The sequence below is a fragment of the Duganella aceris genome, from assembly GCF_011090165.1.
GTDB lineage: Bacteria > Pseudomonadota > Gammaproteobacteria > Burkholderiales > Burkholderiaceae_D > Rugamonas > Rugamonas aceris.
This window is the reverse complement of sequence record NZ_JAADJT010000003.1, coordinates 70,621-87,147: the sequence shown is the minus strand read 5'-3', so window position 1 is coordinate 87,147 and position 16,527 is coordinate 70,621. Positions and strand designations below refer to the sequence as shown.

14 protein-coding genes are annotated in these 16,527 nt (G+C 64.4%); 7 read left to right on the top strand and 7 right to left on the bottom strand.

From position 1 onward, the window contains the following. From GW587_RS07610 to GW587_RS07600, 3 genes are read left to right on the top strand one after another with little or no spacing between them, the layout of a single operon-like run. Positions 1 to 336, top strand: coding sequence for a DUF2149 domain-containing protein (locus tag GW587_RS07610; protein ID WP_166100646.1), 336 nt, complete (start codon positions 1 to 3; stop codon positions 334 to 336). Continuing rightward, entirely contained in the window at positions 323 to 4,402 is a 4,080-nt protein-coding gene (locus tag GW587_RS07605) for a cobaltochelatase subunit CobN (RefSeq protein WP_166100643.1), read from the top strand. Before GW587_RS07610 ends, GW587_RS07605 begins: the two co-directional genes overlap by 14 nt. Continuing rightward, a complete protein-coding gene (locus GW587_RS07600; protein ID WP_166100641.1) occupies positions 4,399 to 6,456 on the top strand; it encodes a TonB-dependent receptor in 2,058 nt (685 codons plus the stop codon). Before GW587_RS07605 ends, GW587_RS07600 begins: the two co-directional genes overlap by 4 nt. Here GW587_RS07600 and GW587_RS07595 read toward each other — a convergent pair. Beyond that, positions 6,453 to 7,214 carry a sulfite exporter TauE/SafE family protein gene (locus GW587_RS07595; RefSeq protein WP_166100639.1) on the bottom strand — a complete coding sequence of 254 codons (762 nt, stop codon included), beginning with the start codon at positions 7,212 to 7,214 and terminating at the stop codon, positions 6,453 to 6,455. The genes GW587_RS07600 and GW587_RS07595 overlap by 4 nt on opposite strands. Positions 7,215 to 7,287: 73 nt before the next feature. On the opposite strand from GW587_RS07595, the gene GW587_RS07590 reads away from it, so the two are divergent. Beyond that, on the top strand, positions 7,288 to 8,010 hold the full coding sequence (locus GW587_RS07590; protein ID WP_166100636.1) for a glutathione S-transferase: 723 nt from the start codon (positions 7,288 to 7,290) through the stop codon (positions 8,008 to 8,010). A gap of 1 nt (position 8,011) precedes the next feature. Here GW587_RS07590 and GW587_RS07585 read toward each other — a convergent pair whose 3' ends face one another. Genes GW587_RS07585 through GW587_RS31810 form a run of 3 tightly spaced genes read right to left on the bottom strand, consistent with a single transcriptional unit; the run spans position 8,012 to position 9,009 of the window. Then, entirely contained in the window at positions 8,012 to 8,212 is a 201-nt protein-coding gene (locus GW587_RS07585; RefSeq protein WP_166100634.1) for a heavy-metal-associated domain-containing protein, read from the bottom strand. A 28-nt stretch (positions 8,213 to 8,240) separates the two neighbouring features. Then, a complete protein-coding gene (locus GW587_RS07580) occupies positions 8,241 to 8,597 on the bottom strand; it encodes an HVO_A0114 family putative DNA-binding protein (protein WP_166100631.1) in 357 nt (118 codons plus the stop codon). Continuing rightward, positions 8,578 to 9,009 carry a toxin-antitoxin system TumE family protein gene (locus GW587_RS31810; RefSeq protein ID WP_166100516.1) on the bottom strand — a complete coding sequence of 144 codons (432 nt, stop codon included), beginning with the start codon at positions 9,007 to 9,009 and terminating at the stop codon, positions 8,578 to 8,580. Before GW587_RS31810 ends, GW587_RS07580 begins: the two co-directional genes overlap by 20 nt. A gap of 38 nt (positions 9,010 to 9,047) precedes the next feature. Here GW587_RS31810 and fhuE point away from each other — a divergent pair, with 38 nt between their 5' ends. Together fhuE and GW587_RS07565 are read left to right on the top strand one after the other, a co-directional pair. Continuing rightward, positions 9,048 to 11,279, top strand: coding sequence for a ferric-rhodotorulic acid/ferric-coprogen receptor FhuE (gene fhuE, locus GW587_RS07570; RefSeq protein ID WP_166100630.1), 2,232 nt, complete (start codon positions 9,048 to 9,050; stop codon positions 11,277 to 11,279). A gap of 52 nt (positions 11,280 to 11,331) precedes the next feature. Then, positions 11,332 to 12,642, top strand: coding sequence for a PepSY-associated TM helix domain-containing protein (locus tag GW587_RS07565; protein WP_371875554.1), 1,311 nt, complete (start codon positions 11,332 to 11,334; stop codon positions 12,640 to 12,642). Here GW587_RS07565 and GW587_RS07560 read toward each other — a convergent pair. Further along, positions 12,599 to 12,883: a type II toxin-antitoxin system HicB family antitoxin gene (locus GW587_RS07560; RefSeq protein ID WP_166100628.1), complete on the bottom strand. Its 285-nt coding sequence runs from the start codon at positions 12,881 to 12,883 to the stop codon at positions 12,599 to 12,601. The genes GW587_RS07565 and GW587_RS07560 overlap by 44 nt on opposite strands. 281 nt (positions 12,884 to 13,164) lie before the next feature. Between GW587_RS07560 and GW587_RS07555 the strand changes: the two genes are divergently transcribed. Further along, positions 13,165 to 13,803: a CCXG family PEP-CTERM protein gene (locus tag GW587_RS07555; RefSeq protein ID WP_166100625.1), complete on the top strand. Its 639-nt coding sequence runs from the start codon at positions 13,165 to 13,167 to the stop codon at positions 13,801 to 13,803. A gap of 154 nt (positions 13,804 to 13,957) precedes the next feature. Here GW587_RS07555 and GW587_RS07550 read toward each other — a convergent pair whose 3' ends face one another. Then, positions 13,958 to 15,808 (bottom strand): PhoH family protein, encoded by a 1,851-nt coding sequence (locus tag GW587_RS07550; RefSeq protein ID WP_166100621.1) that lies wholly within the window; start codon positions 15,806 to 15,808, stop codon positions 13,958 to 13,960. 270 nt (positions 15,809 to 16,078) lie between these two features. Continuing rightward, on the bottom strand, positions 16,079 to 16,522 hold the full coding sequence (locus tag GW587_RS07545) for a peroxiredoxin (RefSeq protein WP_166101563.1): 444 nt from the start codon (positions 16,520 to 16,522) through the stop codon (positions 16,079 to 16,081). Positions 16,523 to 16,527 lie beyond the last annotated feature (5 nt).

The window sequence follows — 16,527 nt, the reverse complement described above, 5'->3', positions numbered from 1 at the left end:
ATGCGCTATCTGAACCGCCACCGCTACAGCCGCATCGGCGAGCATAACGAAGACCCGCTGGCCGGCGTCGCCAACCTGTTCGACGCCAGCATCGTGTTCATCGTCGCGATGATGCTGGCGCTGTTCTCGGCCTGGAACATGATGGATCTGCTGGATCCGAATTCCGAAGTCACCATCGCCAAGAAAAGCGCCGACGGCCATGTCGAGGTGCTGACCAAGAAGGGTTCCGAGATCAAGGTCAGCAAAGTCAGCGACAAACCGTTGTCGGGTTCGGGCAAGCGCCTGGGCACGGCGTATCAACTACCGGATGGGAAGGTGATCTATGTACCGGAATAAGTTATGGGTGCTGGCCGCCTTGCTGGTCTCGCTGTGCGTCGGCGGCTATGTGCAGTCGGCGCAGGCGCCGCGCACGCTGGCGCTGATGCTGGGCGACGTCGAATCGCGGCCGACCGTGCTGGCCGTGCGCGGCCTGCAGGCGGAATTGAAGGCGCTGAATGTGGCGGTCCGCATCATCCCCGCCAACGGCTTGACGCCGGCCGACCGCACTGCGCTGTCGAGCGCCGACGTGGCGATCATCAACGCCAAGGGACGCCAGGCCATGACCGGCCTGAGCGCCGAGCTACAAGCGCTGCAAGCCGGGCGCAAGCCGGTGTTCGCGGTCGGCGGCGCCATCGACGACGCCATGCGCGAGCAGGGCGTGCGCGATGACGCCACCATCCAGGCCTATCACCGCGAGGGTGGCGTCGAGAACATGGGCAACCTGCTGCGCTACGTCCTGCGTCAGAACTTTGGCTCCAAAGTCGACGTGGCGCCGGTGCATGCAATGCCGGAGGTGGGCCTGTACGACGTCAGCGCCAACCGCACCGTCGCCACCTGGGACGAGTACGTGAAAGGCTACGCTCGGCACAAGCCGGGCGCGCCGTGGATCGCCGTGCCGTTCTATCGCGCCAGCCTGGTGGCGGGACAAACGCTGCCGCTGGCGGCCATCGTGGCGCGGCTGGAGGCCAGCGGCTACAACGCGGTGCCGGTGTTCGGCTATCCGTACGATACGCCGCTGCGCCTGCTGCTGGATGAAAACGGCAAGAGCCGCGTCGACCTGATCGTCGCGCTGGGCATGAAGGTCGGCGGCACCGCCAACACCGGCGCCATCCTCGACAAGATCGGCGTCCCGGCGATCAACGCGATCACGCTGAGCCAGCAGACCTTGGCGCAGTGGCAGGAATCGCCGATCGGCCTGGATATCATCGAACGTACCTGGCAGCTGGCCGGCGCCGAAGTGGCGGGCCTGATCCAGCCGACCGTGGTCGCAAGCCGCGAACGCATCAGCGATGCGCAGACCGGCCTGGCCTACGTCGAGGAGACGCCGATTGCCGAGCGCATCGAACGCCTCAACGAGCGCGTGGCCGCGTGGCTGGCGCTGCGCCAGAAAGCCAACGGCGACAAGAACATCGCCATGATCTACTTTAACTACCCGCACGGCTCCGAGACCATCGGCGCGGCCTACCTGAACGTGCTGCCGGAGAGCCTGTGGCAGATCGTGCAGCGCCTGAAGCGGGAAGGCTACAGCACCGGAGCGGGGGATGCCGAAGCTTTGCCCTCCACGCAGGACGCGCTGCAAGGCGAGATCCAACAGTGGGGCAACTACCCCGGCAAATCGAAGGGCGACTACATGGCGGGCCTGAAGCATCTGGCCGAAAGCGGCCAGGCCTTGCTGGTGCCGCTGTCGGACTACCAGCAGTGGTTCGCCAAACTGCCGCAGCCGCTGCGCGCATCGATCGAAAAATCCTGGGGCGTGCCGGAAAAGGCGCCGGTGCTGTGGCGCGACGCCAAGGGCGAGGCCTTCTTCGTCTATCCGGCGCGCCGCTTCGGCAACGTGCTGATGGCGCCGCAGCCCGGCCGCGCGTGGGAGCAGAACCTGGAGAAGCTGCACAACGAAGTCAGCATGCCGCCGTCGCATGAATACATCGCCTTCTATCTGTGGCTGCAAAAGGACTTCAAGGCCAACGCTGTCATGCACATCGGCACCCACGGCACGCAGGAATGGCTGACCGGCAAAGAAGCCGGCCTGTCCGAAAGCGATCCGACCGAGGCGCTGATCGGCGCCATGCCCAACATCTATCCTTATGTGATGGACGACGTGGGCGAGGGCATACAAGCCAAGCGGCGTGGCATGGCCACCATCATCGACCACATGACGCCACCGTTCGACGTGGCCGGCCTGAATCCGGACCTGCGCGAACTGGGCGCGCTGCTGAACGACTACCGCGTGGCGGAGCAGAAAAGCCCGCTGCTGGCGCGCAGCCATCTGCTGGCGATCAACCGGCTGGCGGCCAAGAGCGGTGTGTTGAAGGACATGAAGAAGTCCGAGTTGAAATCGGAAGCCGACATGGAAGGCCTGGAGGAATACCTCGACGACACCGGCGGCAAGCTGACGCCGTTCGGGCTGCACACCTTCGGCGTGGCGCCGGCGCCGGAACAGCGCAACGCCACCGCGCGCGCCGTGGTCAGCCTCGATAGCACCTCCACCGCCGAGCAAAAGGCCAAGCGCATCGCGCAACTGGAGGCCGACATCGAACGCAGCGCCGATCTGGAACTGGAACGGCTGATGCAGGCGCTGTCGGGCCGCTATATCCCGACCGGCGCCAGCGCCGACCTGGTGCGCAATCCGGACGCGCTGCCGACCGGGCGCAACTTCTTCGGCCTCGATCCGTCGCGCATCCCGAGCAAGACCACCTACGAAGCCGGCGCCAAACTGGCGCAGCAGCTGGTGGACGATTACCGCAAGCGCCATGGCGCCTATCCGACGAAACTGAGCATGAACCTGTGGGGCGTCGAGACATCGCGCCACGAAGGCATCATGGAGGCGCAGGCGATGTCGCTGATGGGCGTGCGTCCGACTTGGGATGAACGCGGCCGCGTCACCGGCGTGGAGCCGCTGACGCGCAAGCAGCTGGGCCGCCCGCGCGTCGACGTGACGCTGATCTCGTCAGGCCTGTTCCGCGATCTGTTCGGCAATCTGCTGACGTTGATGGATCAAGCCGCGCAGCTGGCGCAGAGGCAGGACGACGAAGGCGGCAACGTGATGGCGGAGCACAGCCGCAAAACCGCCATCGCGCTGGCCGCCAAGGGCATCGGCGCCGACGAGGCGCAGCGCATGGCGTCGGTGCGCATCTTCGGCTTGCCGAGCGGCGCCTACGGCACGCAGATCGAGAAGCTGATCCCGCTGACCAACGCCTGGCAAAACGAGAAGGAAGTGGCGGACGTGTTCATCAACCGCATGAGTCATCCGTTCGGCGCCGGCTACTGGGGCGACGACAAGGCCAATCCGACCCAGCGCCGCGAGCTGTTCAAGCAGGCCATCTCCGGCAGCCAGATCGCGCTGCACAGCCGCTCCAGCAATCTGTTCGCGACGCTGGATAACGACGACTTCTTCCAATACCTGGGCGGCACCGCGATGGCGATCCGCAGCGTGGACGGCAAGACGCCGGAGGTGATGGTCAGCGATCTGTCCAACCCGCGCAAGCCGGGCCACAAGACGCTGGAGCAGTACATGGGCCAGGAGATGCAGTCGCGTTACCTGAACCCGCGCTGGGCCGACAGCATGCTGAAACAGGGCTACTCGGGCGCGCGCTACATCAACCGCGTGGTCGATTATCTGTGGGCATGGCAGGTCACGGTGCCGGAGGTGGTGGACAGCACCAAGTGGCAGCGCATGTATGACACCTATGTCGAGGATCGCCACGGGCTGAAGGTGCGCGAGCGTTTCGCCAACAGCGGCAACCTGCGCGCCTTCCAGGCGATGACGGACCGCATGCTGAGCGCCATCGAGCGCGGTTACTGGAAGCCGAGCGACGCGGTGCGCAGCAAGCTGACGCAGACCAATGCGCAGGCGATCAAGGATGCCGGCGTGTCGTGCAGCGCGGATTCGTGCAGCAAGGCGACCTTGAAGATCGCGCCGCAGTTCAATCCGGAGTTCGCGCCCAATGTCGGCACCAACACCGCGATCGCGCATGGCGCCGCAGCGGCCAGCCGCGTCGGCGGCGGCGCGCCGAATCCGCAGGCGGCGCAGGCGGCCGCGCAGAACGCGGTCGCGCAATTGCAGGCATTGCAGGCCAAGGCGCAGGACCAGGCGCAAAGCCAGCCGCAGGATCAGCCGCGAGATCAGCCGCCGTCCGCACGGCCGCCGCAGGCCAAGGCCAAACCGGCCGAGCCGGCGCCGAAGCTGAAAGCCGACGCGGCCGACGCCAAAGTCGACGGCTTCGAAATGCAAACGCTGACCAACCTGACGCCGGTGCAGAAGACCGTCGGCACGCTGGCGCTGCTGGCCTTGGCCGCCGCGCTGGTCGGCGTCGGCTATGTCGGCCGCCGCAACAAATTACGTAAATTGAAGGGCTTTTTATGATCCGCAGTAAATCCATCGCCACACTGGCGGCCCTGTGGCCGCTGGCCTCCTACGCCACCGAAGACGGCGCGCCCGTCGCCGCCGTGGATACGGTCGAAGTGCGCGGCCACTACGACAATGGCGTCGGCACCTCCGGCGCCGCCAGCCAGGGATCGGTGACGGCGGCGCTGATCGCCAACCGTCCGGCGCTGCGCCCCGGCGAGCTGCTGGAGTTTGTGCCCGGCGTAATCGTCACGCAGCACAGCGGCGACGGCAAGGCGAATCAATACTTCCTGCGCGGCTTCAACCTGGATCACGGTACCGACTTCGCCACCTTCGTCGACGGCATGCCGGTCAATATGCGCACCCACGCGCACGGCCAGGGCTACACCGATTTGAACTTCCTGATCCCCGAACTGGTGGACCGCATCAACTACAAGAAGGGCCCGTACTATGCCGACGAAGGCGACTTCGCCTCGGCCGGCGCGGCCCACATGGGCTTGGCGAACAAGCTGAAAGAGAACACCGCCAGCGTCAGCATCGGCGAGCATAAATACATCCGCTCGGTGCTGACCGGATCCACGCCGCTGGGCGCCGGCAATCTGGTGTACGGCGCAGAGCTGGGCCACAACAACGGCCCGTGGACCAATCCGGAAGCCTTCCACAAGAGCATAGGCGTGCTGCGTTACACGCAGGGCGGCAGCGACAACCAGTTCAGCGTCACCGGCATGGCCTACAAGGGCGCGTGGTACGCCAGCAACCAGATCCCGCTGCGCGCGGTGCAAAGCGGCGAGATCGATCCCTACGGTGCCATCGACCCGACCGACGGCGGCCGCACTTCGCGTTACAGCCTGTCCGCGTCGCTGCGCCAGCGCACCAGCGAGACGCTGTTACAAGCCAACGCCTACGTGGTGCAATCGAGCCTGGACTTGTACAACAACTTCACCTACTTCCTCGACGACCCGGTCGACGGCGACCAGTCGCGCCAGACCGAGAAGCGCCGCATGGCGGGCTTCGACGTCGGCCAGACCTGGTTCAGTCAATGGGGCGGGCTGGATGTCAGCAACAAGATCGGCGTGCAGGGGCGTTACGACTATCTGTCGCCGCTGGCCTTGTACAAGACCGTGCACCAGCAGATTACCGGCACCATCACCGAATCGAAGGTGAAGCAGGCCAGCGCCGGCGTCTACCTGGAGAACACGGTGCAGTGGCTGCCGTGGATGCGCACCACCGCCGGCCTGCGCTACGACCGTTACCGCTTCGACGTCGACAGCAATATCGCCGAGAACTCGGGCAAGGTCAGCGCCGGCACCACGTCGCCGAAGATCTCGATGGTGCTGGGGCCTTGGGCCAAGACCGAATTCTTCGTCAATTTCGGCGAAGGCTTCCACAGCAACGACGCGCGCGGCACCACCGTGCATCTGACGCCGCGCGAGCTGGAGCCTGTCGATCCGGTCACGCCGCTAGTCAAGACGCGCGGCGCCGAAGTCGGCGCGCGCACCGAGTTGATAGCGGGTCTGCAAAGCTCGATGGCCTTGTGGAAGCTGCGTTCCGCGTCGGAGCTGGTGTTCTCCGGCGACGCCGGCGACACCTCGGCCAGCCGTGGCAGCTACCGCTCCGGCGTCGAGTGGAACAACCACTACATCGCCAATCAATGGCTACTGTTCGATCTGGATCTGGCGTATTCGCGCAGCCACTACACCGAGCATGACGAGGCGGGCGATCATATCCCCGGCGCGATCGGCAAGGTGGCGTCGTTCGGCGCGACGGTGGTCGATGTCGGACCGTGGTCGGGCGCGTTCCAGATGCGTTATTTCGGACCGCGTCCGCTGATCGAGGACGACAGCAAGCGCTCGGCGACGACGGCGATCGCCTACGCGCGCGTGGGCTACAAGATCGACCGCCGCTGGTCGCTGGCGCTGGATGTGTTCAACCTGTTCGACCGCAAGGTCAGCGACGTCGATTACTACTACGCGTCACGCTTGCCAGGCGAGCCGGCCGAAGGCGTGGACGACTTCCACTACCATCCGGCCGAATCGCGCAGCTTCCGCCTGACCTTGAAGGCCACCTTCTAACGGCTGAACATCCACACGGTCAGTACTACGCCGACCGCGACCACGAAGCCGCGCATGAACTTCTCGGGCAAACGGTAGATCAGCCACGATCCGCACAAGCCGCCCGCGATGCCGCCGAGGCACAGCGCGGTCGCGGCCGGCCAGCTGATCAGATCCGAGGTGGCGAAGATCAGCGTCGCCGATGCGTTCATCGCCGCCGCCAGCACGTTCTTGGTGGCGGCGGCGACGCGCACCTGTTGGCCGGCGATGGTCAGCGCGGCCAACATCAAGAAGCCGATGCCGCCGCCGAAGTAGCCGCCGTAGATCGCGATGCAGGCCTGGGCCACGACCAGCCCCCAGCGCGGCATGCCGCCGGCCGCGTGCAGCGGCTTGCGGCGGAAGCTGCCCCACGCGAACACCGAGGTGGCGAACAGAATCAGCCACGGCACCAGTTTTTCAAAGAAGGTCGGCGGCGTGTGCAGCAGCAGCAGCGCGCCCAGCACGCCGCCGATCAAGCTGATGATCAGCAGGTGCTTGAAACTCAGCGTGCCGACGCCTTCGGCCAGCTTGCGGCCGGCGATGGCGGACGTGGTCTGGCTGGGGAACATGGCGATGGTGGAGGTCATGTTGGCGGCCAGCGGATGCACGCCGGCCAGCAGCAGCGCGGGGAAGGTGATGAAGGAGCCGCCGCCGGCCAGGGCGTTCTGCACGCCGGCCAGGAAGCCCGCGCCGGCGATCAACGCGATGACATGCAAATCGAGCGGTGGTACCAGCGCCATGGTGCGGCCTCGGAATGTGATCACCGATTATAACCGCGCGCCTCAAGCCGGCGCTCTGCGCTAAGCTTTGCGTATGACGACTCCATACCAACTCTATTACTGGGACGGCCTGCAGGGCCGAGGCGAATTCGTGCGTCTGGCGCTGGAGGAGGCGGCGATACCGTACGCCGACGTGGCGCGGCAGAAGAAGGGCATGCCGGCGTTGATGGCCAGCCTGGATGGCGGCCAGGTCGATCATCCGTCGTTCGCACCGCCGGTGCTGCAAGCGGGCGGGATGCTGATCGGGCAGACCTCCAACATCCTGATGTTTTTAGGTGCGCGGCATGGCCTGGCGCCGCGTGCGCAGGAAGGGCGCTTGTGGGCGAACCAGCTGCAGCTGACCATCTGCGACATCGTCGCCGAGGCGCACGACACGCATCATCCCATCTCGACCGGCAAATACTACGAAGAGCAGAAGAAGGAAGCCAAGGCGCGTTCGAAGGATTTTCGGCTGCACCGGATACCGAAGTTCCTTGATTATTTCGAGGGCGTGGTGACGCGCAATCCGGGGCGGGGCGGCTGGGCGATCGGCTCGCGGCTGTCGTATGTGGACCTGTCGCTGTTCCAGCTGATCGAAGGCTTGCGCTACGCCTTCCCGAAGACGATGACGAAGCTGGCGCCGTCGTATCCTGCGCTGACGGCGTTGCACGACCAGGTGGCGGCGCGGCCGAACATCGTGGCCTATGTGGCGTCGCAGCGGAGGATACCGTTCAACGAAGACGGCATCTTCCGCCACTATCCCGAGCTGGATAAATAACTCAGGCCGCGCTGACGACCGGATAGCCGGCATCGGCGATGGCCGACGTCAGCGGCGCCAGATCGCTGGCGCTGTCGATCTTGACCGATTTGCTGGCCAGGTCGATCTCGACCTTGGCCGCCGCATCAACGGCCTGGACCGCCTTCGTCACCGCCCCCACGCAGTGCCCGCAGCTCATGTTTTCCACTTGCAACTGATACATCGCCTACCCCTCAAAAAAGTTTCGATGATCATACTGTAGACCTTCCCGTGGTGGGAAGGTCAAGGAGAATCTGATCATAGGGGAAGATGACGTGTTGTTGCTGGTCGCCGTCTAAAACGCCAGCGTTCAAAAGCGCCGCAACGTCGGCTTCGACCCCTTCGACGTCACGATTCAAGCGCGCGGCGAGTTCGTCAACCCGAATGCCGCCGACGCCGCGAAGCGTCTTCAAGATGTCCCATCTCGCTTCGCTCATGACTTGTGCTAGCAGCACTTCGGACGCAAAGATCATTTTCGCGGAAGTTTCCGGGATGTCGGCCTCCCAATCCCGAGCCAGATCCGTCATCGCTTGTTTTGGCGGACACACTTCAAAGGTCACCGTTTTCATTGTTCCACCTCTTAATATCCGCCTCAAAGTCGGCCATCAACTGTTGGATAGACCGGTAGTTGTATGGTGGCTCCAGCCTGCCATAGTGGCGATGGTCGTCTTTGCCAGCCTCGTTGTCATACCGGAGTACACATCTGCCATTCACCACGTAAGCTAGGCAGCCTCCAAATAACGGATTCTGCAAACGCAGCCGACGAGTAGAAAAACGCCTCTTATGGATCAAAGTTGCCTTCATGGTGCGCCCGCCGGTTTGCGATGTCAATTGAATGGACAGTAGCGCTGAGCTAACTCCGGTGCTCGTATTTGCTTGCTTTGGTTGATGTAAATCAGTCATCTGCATGTTAATTTGAGTAAAAAACCATGCTATTTCCCCGTTTTCATTGACAATTGAATGAGAATCGTTATCATTCACATTCTCATAATTTATTTGCATTGTTGACTGGGGATTAGATGGATAAGCTTGCACACGCCCACGGGCGTTTTGAATTGAAGCGGTTGGCGGTCTTGGTGGCGCTCGCGGCGCCGTTGGTGGCGCAGGCGCAGGCGCAGGCGCATGCCGAGGCTGCGCAGCAGTCGGCCGCCGTGCTGCCGCAGATTCAGATCTCCGCGCAGAAGATGAGCGATACCACCGAGGGCACCGGTTCCTACACCACCGGCCGCACCAAGACCGCTCTGCCGCTGAGCATGTCGTTGCGCGACACGCCGCAGTCGGTCACCGTCGTCACCCAGCAGCGTATCGAAGACCAGGGCCTGACCACCGTCACCGACGTGGTCAACAACGTCACCGGCGTCTCGGTCAACCAGTATGAAACCAACCGCGCCGGCTTCACCTCGCGCGGCTTCGATATCGACAACCTGCAGATCGACGGCATCCCGACCACCTGGGACCAGGCCTGGAGCTCGGGCGAGGTCACCGGCTCGCTGTCGATCTATGACCGGGTCGAAGTGGTGCGCGGCGCCACCGGCCTGATGACCGGCGCCGGCAATCCGTCGGCCGCGATCAACCTGGTGCGCAAGCACGCCACCAGCAAGGAGCTGACCGGCTCGGCCGAAATCGGCATCGGCAGCTGGCAGGAACGCCGCGCCATGGCCGACGTGTCGACCCCGCTGACCAGGGACGGCGCCGTGCGCGCCCGCGTGGTCGGCGAATACACCCAGCGCGACAGCTGGATCGACCTGGTGGAAAACAAGAGCAAGACCATCTACGCCACCGTCGACGCCGACCTGACGCCGAAGACGCTGCTGTCGATCGGCTACAGCTACCAGCAAACCGATCCGAAAGGCCCGATGTGGGGCGGCCTGCCGTACTGGTACACCGACGGCTCGCTGACCAATTGGGACGTGTCGAAAACCTCGTCCGCCGGCTGGACCAGCTGGAAAACCGAATACGACAACTACTTCGCCACCCTGGAACACGAATTCGACAGCGGCTGGAAGCTGCGCGCCTCCGCCACCCGCAGCGACCGCAAGGCCGACTCCTATCTGCTGTACGTGTCCGGCGTGCCCGACCGCGCGACCGGCCTTGGCATGTTCCCGTTCGCCGGCTCCTACCTGACCCATACCACGCAGAACGACTTCGGCCTGCACGCCAGCGGTCCGTTCCAGCTGTTCGGCCGCAAGCATGAGGCCGCGTTCGGCTACCAGTATTCGGAACAGAAGTTCGCCTCCGACAGCCGAGCCGCCGATTTCGGCAGCCAGAACCCGGACATCGGCAACTTCAACAACTGGAACGGCGCCGCTTATCCGACCCCGAGCTGGGGCGCGCCGACCTTCTACGAAAACAGCGTCACCAAGCAGGAAGCCTTGTACGGCGTGGCGCGCTTCTCGCTCGCCGAGCCGCTCAAGCTGATCATCGGCGCCCGCGTCAGCGACTACAAGAAAACCGGCGTCGGCCTGTACACCCCGGCCTACGAGCTGAAGAACGACCACGAAGTGACGCCGTACGCCGGCCTGGTCTACGACCTCAACGACACCTACTCGGCCTACGCCAGCTACACCGAGATCTTCCAGCCGCAGAACTACAAGGACTTCGGCGGCGGCACGCTGGACCCGATCACCGGCAAGAACATCGAAGCCGGCATCAAGGGCGAATATTTCGGCGGCCGCCTGAACCTGTCGGCGGCGATCTTCAAGATCAAGCAGGACAACCTGGGGCAGGCCGCCGGCCTGGTCGATCGCGACGGCACCGGTCCGCTGGCGCCGGAGGCGTACTACGTCGGCAGCAAGGGCGCCACCAGCAAGGGCGTCGAGCTGGAGATCTCGGGCGAGTTGGCCAAGGGCTGGAACGCCACCGCCGGCTACACCAACTTCAAGGCGGAAGACGCCAACGGCGACGACTTCAACAGCATCTATCCGCGCAAGCTGTTCCGCGTCTACACTACCTACCGCCTGCCGGGCGAGCTGAGCAAGCTGACCGTCGGCGGCGGCGTCAACTGGGAAGGCCGCACCTACACGCTGGACCCGAACGCGCCGGCCACCAACACCAGCCACGGCCGGATCGAGCAGGATGGCTTCAGCCTGGTCAACCTGATGGCGCGCTACGACATCAGCAACAACCTGTCGGCGCAGCTGAACGTCAACAACGCCTTCGACAAAAAGCACTTCGGCATGTTCGCCGCCTACGGCGCGATCACTTACGCCGCGCCGCGCCAGGCGACGCTGACGCTGAAGTACCGCTTCTAACCCACGGGGCCGGCGCCGTCGCGGCGCCGGTCCCTCATCACGCGAGGTGATCGTGCGCGCTTTCTGGACTTTGATACACCGCTACGCCGGCCTGCTGATCGCCGGCTTTTTATTTATCAGCGGCGTCACCGGCGCCATCATTTCGTGGGATCACGAGCTCGACGACCTGCTCAATCCGCACCTGATGGAAGCCCATACCGCCGGCCCGGCGCAGGCGTCGCTGGCGTTGGCGCGGCAGATCGAGGCGCGCTATCCGCAGGCGCGCGTGTCGTTCGTGCCGCTGCACGCGCAACAGGGCGAGTCGATCGCCTTCGGCATCAGCGCCAGGGTCGATCCGGCGACGCAAAAGCTGGCCGAGCCCGGCTTCAACCAGGTGTTCGTCGACCCGGTCAGCGGCGCCGAGCTGGGCAAGCGCGAGTGGGGCGCGGTGTGGCCGATCACCAAGGAGACCTTCGTCTCCTTCCTGTACCGCTTCCACTACACGCTGCATCTGCCCGAGCTGTGGGGCATCGACCGCTGGGGGCTGTGGCTGATGGGCGGCATCGCGATGGTGTGGGTGCTCGACAGCTTCGTCGGCTTCTACCTGACCTTACCGGTGCGCCGCCATCAGCGCTTGCCGGCCGACGTCCAGCCGTCGCCGGCCGGCAAGAGCTGGTGGCAGCGCTGGCAGCCGGCGTGGAAGGTGCGCTGGAACGGCGGCAGCAGCAAGCTTAACTTCGACCTGCACCGCGCCTTCAGCCTGTGGACCTGGGCGCTCTTGTTCATCCTGGCGTTCACCGCGTTTTCACTGAACCTGTACAGCGAGATCTTCTATCCGGTGATGCAGAAGGTGTCCAAGGTGACGCCGTCGCCGTTCGACACCCGGCCGATGGCCGACAAGCACCACCCGATCGAACCGCGCATCGCCTACGCCGACATCGTCCAGACCGCCAGCGACGAGGCGCGGCGGCGGCAATGGGCCGAGCCGGCCGGCAGCATCTTCTATTCGCAGGAGTTCGGCATCTACGGCGTCAGCTTCTTCAAGCCGGGCGACGACCACGGCGCCGGCGGCGTCGGCCCGGCGGTGCTGTATTTCGACGGCGGCGACGGGCGCCTGGTCGGCGACCGCCAGCCATGGAAGGGCACGGCGGCCGACATCTTCGTCCAGGCGCAATTCCCGCTGCACTCGGGGCGCATCCTCGGCCTGCCGGGACGGATCCTGATCTCGTTCATGGGGGTGGTGGTGGCGGTGCTGAGCGTGACCGGGGTGATCATCTGGTGGCGCAAGCGCGCCTCGCGGCTGGCGACGGCGGCGCAGCGGCGCGGCGTGACGCGGACGGTCAACCCTCGGGCGGATCGTCAAGTTTCGACAGGTCGAGGCTGACCAGCGCCCAGATGCCGCCGGCGTAGTCCGGTTCCTGCGACAGGGTCTCGACTTCGGACGGTTTGATTTCGAAGGCGCGGCCCTGGCGCACCAGCTGGCCGATGTGGCCGTAGATGGCCTTGGTGGCGTTGCTCATCGCCTTGTCCACGGTGTCGCCGGTGGTGACGCAGCCGGGCATGTCGGGCACGGTGACGCCGTAGCGCAGGCCGTCTTTCCTACGGATCAAGATAGGGATATCCATGTCTTACCTCCGCTGTAATCGGAAAGGCCGGTGAAATCAATGACTTGGACATCCAGTGTCATACAGGTCGCGGCGGGTTTCAAGCGATTTCGTCGTCGAGGCCGAACACCCCTCTATTCCCCGCTTTGAATGATTGACATCGACAATTGCCTCGGATACCATTCAATTAATGCTTAAGTGCATTTTAAGTATCTTTAAAGAAAGATACTCGCCACGGTCCCCCATCCCCGTACCTGGTCAAGCGCCATGCTTAGTTCAACCAACCATACAGGGGATACACCATGAAGAACCGCACACTCACCGCTCTGGCGCTGGCCATGGCCGTCGCCGGCGGCGCCGATGCCGCCGTCATCACCTTCCAGACCGGCTACTCGAACGCCGGCGCGCAAGCCACGGCGCTGGACTACCGCAGCGTGGTCGACGCCGCCGTCGGCGCATCGCCATACGGCGCAACCGTGTTGAATAATTACGACATTGTCTCCAACCAGTCGCTGTTCGGCGCCGGCGCCAGCAACATCGCCTTCAAGTCCAACATCAGTTTCGGCGTGGCCAGCGACGCCACGTACTCGTTCCGCGCCGGGGTCGACTTCGGTAACGGCGGCGCCGTGTTCCTCGACGGCCACGCGGTGGCGCTGAACACCAGCGACATGTGGTGGGCACACAGCTACGTCAACACCAACTCGGTGTTCCAGGTCAGCGGGCAGGCGCTGTCGGCCGGCAACCACACGTTGACCATCTACGGCCTGGAGGGCTGCTGCGACGGTGGCCAGCAGGTGCAGTACGCGGTCAACGGCGGCGCCTATCAGAGCTTCTCGGCGAACACGCTGATGGCGGTCGCGGCCGTGCCGGAACCGGAAACCTACGGCATGCTGCTGGCGGGCCTGGCCGTGGTCGGCGCCGTCGCGCGCCGCCGCCGCTAAAACTCCGGGGTCAGAGCTAAAAACTGGACACGGGCTCTACCGTAGCGGCCGCTACGGTAGAGCCCGTGTCCAGTTTTTAGCTCTGACCCCGGAGTTAAAAAAAGCCCCGCCGGCATCGCTGCCGGCGGGGCTTAACAGGTACGTTCCGATTCTACTACAGGACTTCGCTGGCGTGATCCGCCAGACGCGAGCGTTCGCCGCGCGCCAGCGTCACGTGACCGCTGTGCGACCAGCCCTTGAAACGATCCACCACATACGTCAGGCCGCTCGACCCTTCGGTCAGGTACGGCGTGTCGATCTGCGCGATGTTGCCCAAGCACAGGATCTTGGTGCCGGGACCGGCGCGCGTCACCAGCGTCTTGACCTGCTTCGGCGTCAAGTTCTGCGCTTCGTCGATGATCAGGAACTTGTTGACGAAGGTGCGGCCGCGCATGAAGTTGAGCGACTTGATCTTGATGCGCGAACGGATCAGGTCCTGCGTCGCCGCGCGGCCCCATTCGCCGCCGTCCGAGTCGGACTTGTTGAGCACTTCGAGGTTGTCGTCGAAGGCGCCCATCCATGGCGACATCTTCTCTTCCTCGGTGCCCGGCAGGAAACCGATGTCTTCACCGACCGGCACCGTCACGCGGGTGACGATGATTTCGTTGTAGAGTTTGGTTTCCAGCACTTGCGCCAGGCCGGCCGCCAGGGCCAGCAGGGTCTTGCCGGTGCCGGCCTGGCCCAGCAGCGTGACGAAGTCGCACTCCGGATTCATCAGCAGGTTCAAGGCGAAGTTCTGCTCGCGGTTGCGCGCGGTCACGCCCCACACATTGTTCTTGTTGTGGCTGAAGTCGCGCAGCGTCTGCAGCACGGCGGTCTTGCCGTTGATCTGCTTGACCTGGCCGTAGAACGGGGTTTCGCCGTTCTTCGGCTCCAGGAAGATGAACTGGTTGACCAGCAACGACGGCACGAACGGGCCGGTGACGCGGTAGAACGTGGCGCTCTGGCCGTTCTTGTTTTCCTGCCAGCTCTCCAGGTCCTTGCCATGCTTGGTCCAGAAGTCGTCCGGCAGCTGGACGATACCGGAATACAGCAGGTCGGTGTCCTCCATCACGTGATCGTTGAAGTAGTCCTCGGCCGGCAGGCCCAGCGCGCGCGCCTTGATGCGCATGTTGATGTCCTTCGACACCAGCACCACCGGACGGCCTTCCTGCTCCGATTCCAGCGATCGCACCACCGACAGGATCTGGTTGTCGGCCTTGCCGACCGGCAGGCCGACCGGCAGGTCCGCCGTCTGCAGGCGCGTCTGGAAGAACAGGCGGCCCTTGGCGTCCTTGTTGCCCAGCTTGGACAGCGGGATGCCGTTCTCGATGGCGTCGTCGTCGGTGTTGGACACCAGCGCGTCCAGGGTGCGCGACACCTGGCGGGCGTTGCGCGCCACCTCGGTCATGCCCTTCTTGTGGTTGTCCAGCTCTTCCAGCGTCATCATCGGCAGGTAGACGTCGTGCTCCTCGAAGCGGAACAGCGACGATGGATCGTGCATCAGCACGTTGGTGTCGAGCACGAACAGCTTGGTGGTGCCGGTCTGGTCGGCGTGACGGCTGGTCGACGATTTGATCGACACTTCGTTCGGCTTGTGCTTGGCCGGATGCGGCGCTTCGGCCGTGATCGGCGTGACCTTGGCGCGCGCGGCCGGGGCCGGCTTGGCCTTGGCGCTCGGCTTGGCCGGGGCCGGGGCGGGGGCCGGCGCCGGGGCGACGACACCTGCGGCGGCCGCCTTCAGCACGGCCGGCGCGGCCTTCAATACGGCGGCCACGGCCTTGGATTTGACCGGGGCCGGCGCCTTGCTGGCGGCCGGCTTTGCTTTGGATACAGGGACTGCTTTGACAGGCGCCGCTTTCTTCGGCGCGGGCGCTACTTCGGCGACCGCCGCGACGGCGGCAACCGGGCGCGGCCCTGTCGCTTTGGGATAATCTTTCGCCAGCAGTAAAGTCGCTGGCTTACTAGGTAATTTTGGCAGTGGCATCAGGATCTCAATCAAAAAATATCTGGAGGAATCCGCCCATGGGCTGTGGGCTCGCGGTGCGGGCGCGAGCGAACAGGAAACCGGATGGGGTGGATGCTGGGTAATTCAGGTTATAAGACTGCCGACGGGCGCGCATCTTGCCCGGGGAAAGTACCGCGTGGTGGCCGGCTGGCCACCATGTAGGGTGGGAGGAATTACAGTGATGACTCAAGGGCTGGTACGCATGGTTCTGCTACGGTTGAGCAAACTCCGGAAGCTGCAACGCGCACTTCAAGTCTGACGCGCTACAAATTCCAGCACTTCATCGACGTGACCCGCTACTTTCACGCCTCGCCATTCTTTCACCAATTGCCCATGAGCGTCAATCACAAACGTGCTGCGCTCGATGCCGCGCACCGTCTTGCCGTACATTTGCTTCATCTTCATGACGCCGAACTGCTGGCAAACCGCTTCCTCGGGGTCGGAAATCAGTTCGAACGGCAGGCCGAGCTTGCTCTTGAAGCTTTCATGCGAGCGCAGCGAATCGCGGCTGATGCCGTAGATTTCGGTGCCGGCGGCCTGGAATTGCTCGTGCAGATCGCGGAACGCGATGTTTTCGGTGGTGCAGCCGGGGGTGTTGTCCTTCGGGTAGAAGAACAGCACGGTGTGGCGCGCCGGACGGCCCGCCATCTGGAAGGTCTGGCCGCTGGTCATCGGGGCGGCGAAATCGCTCACCGGCG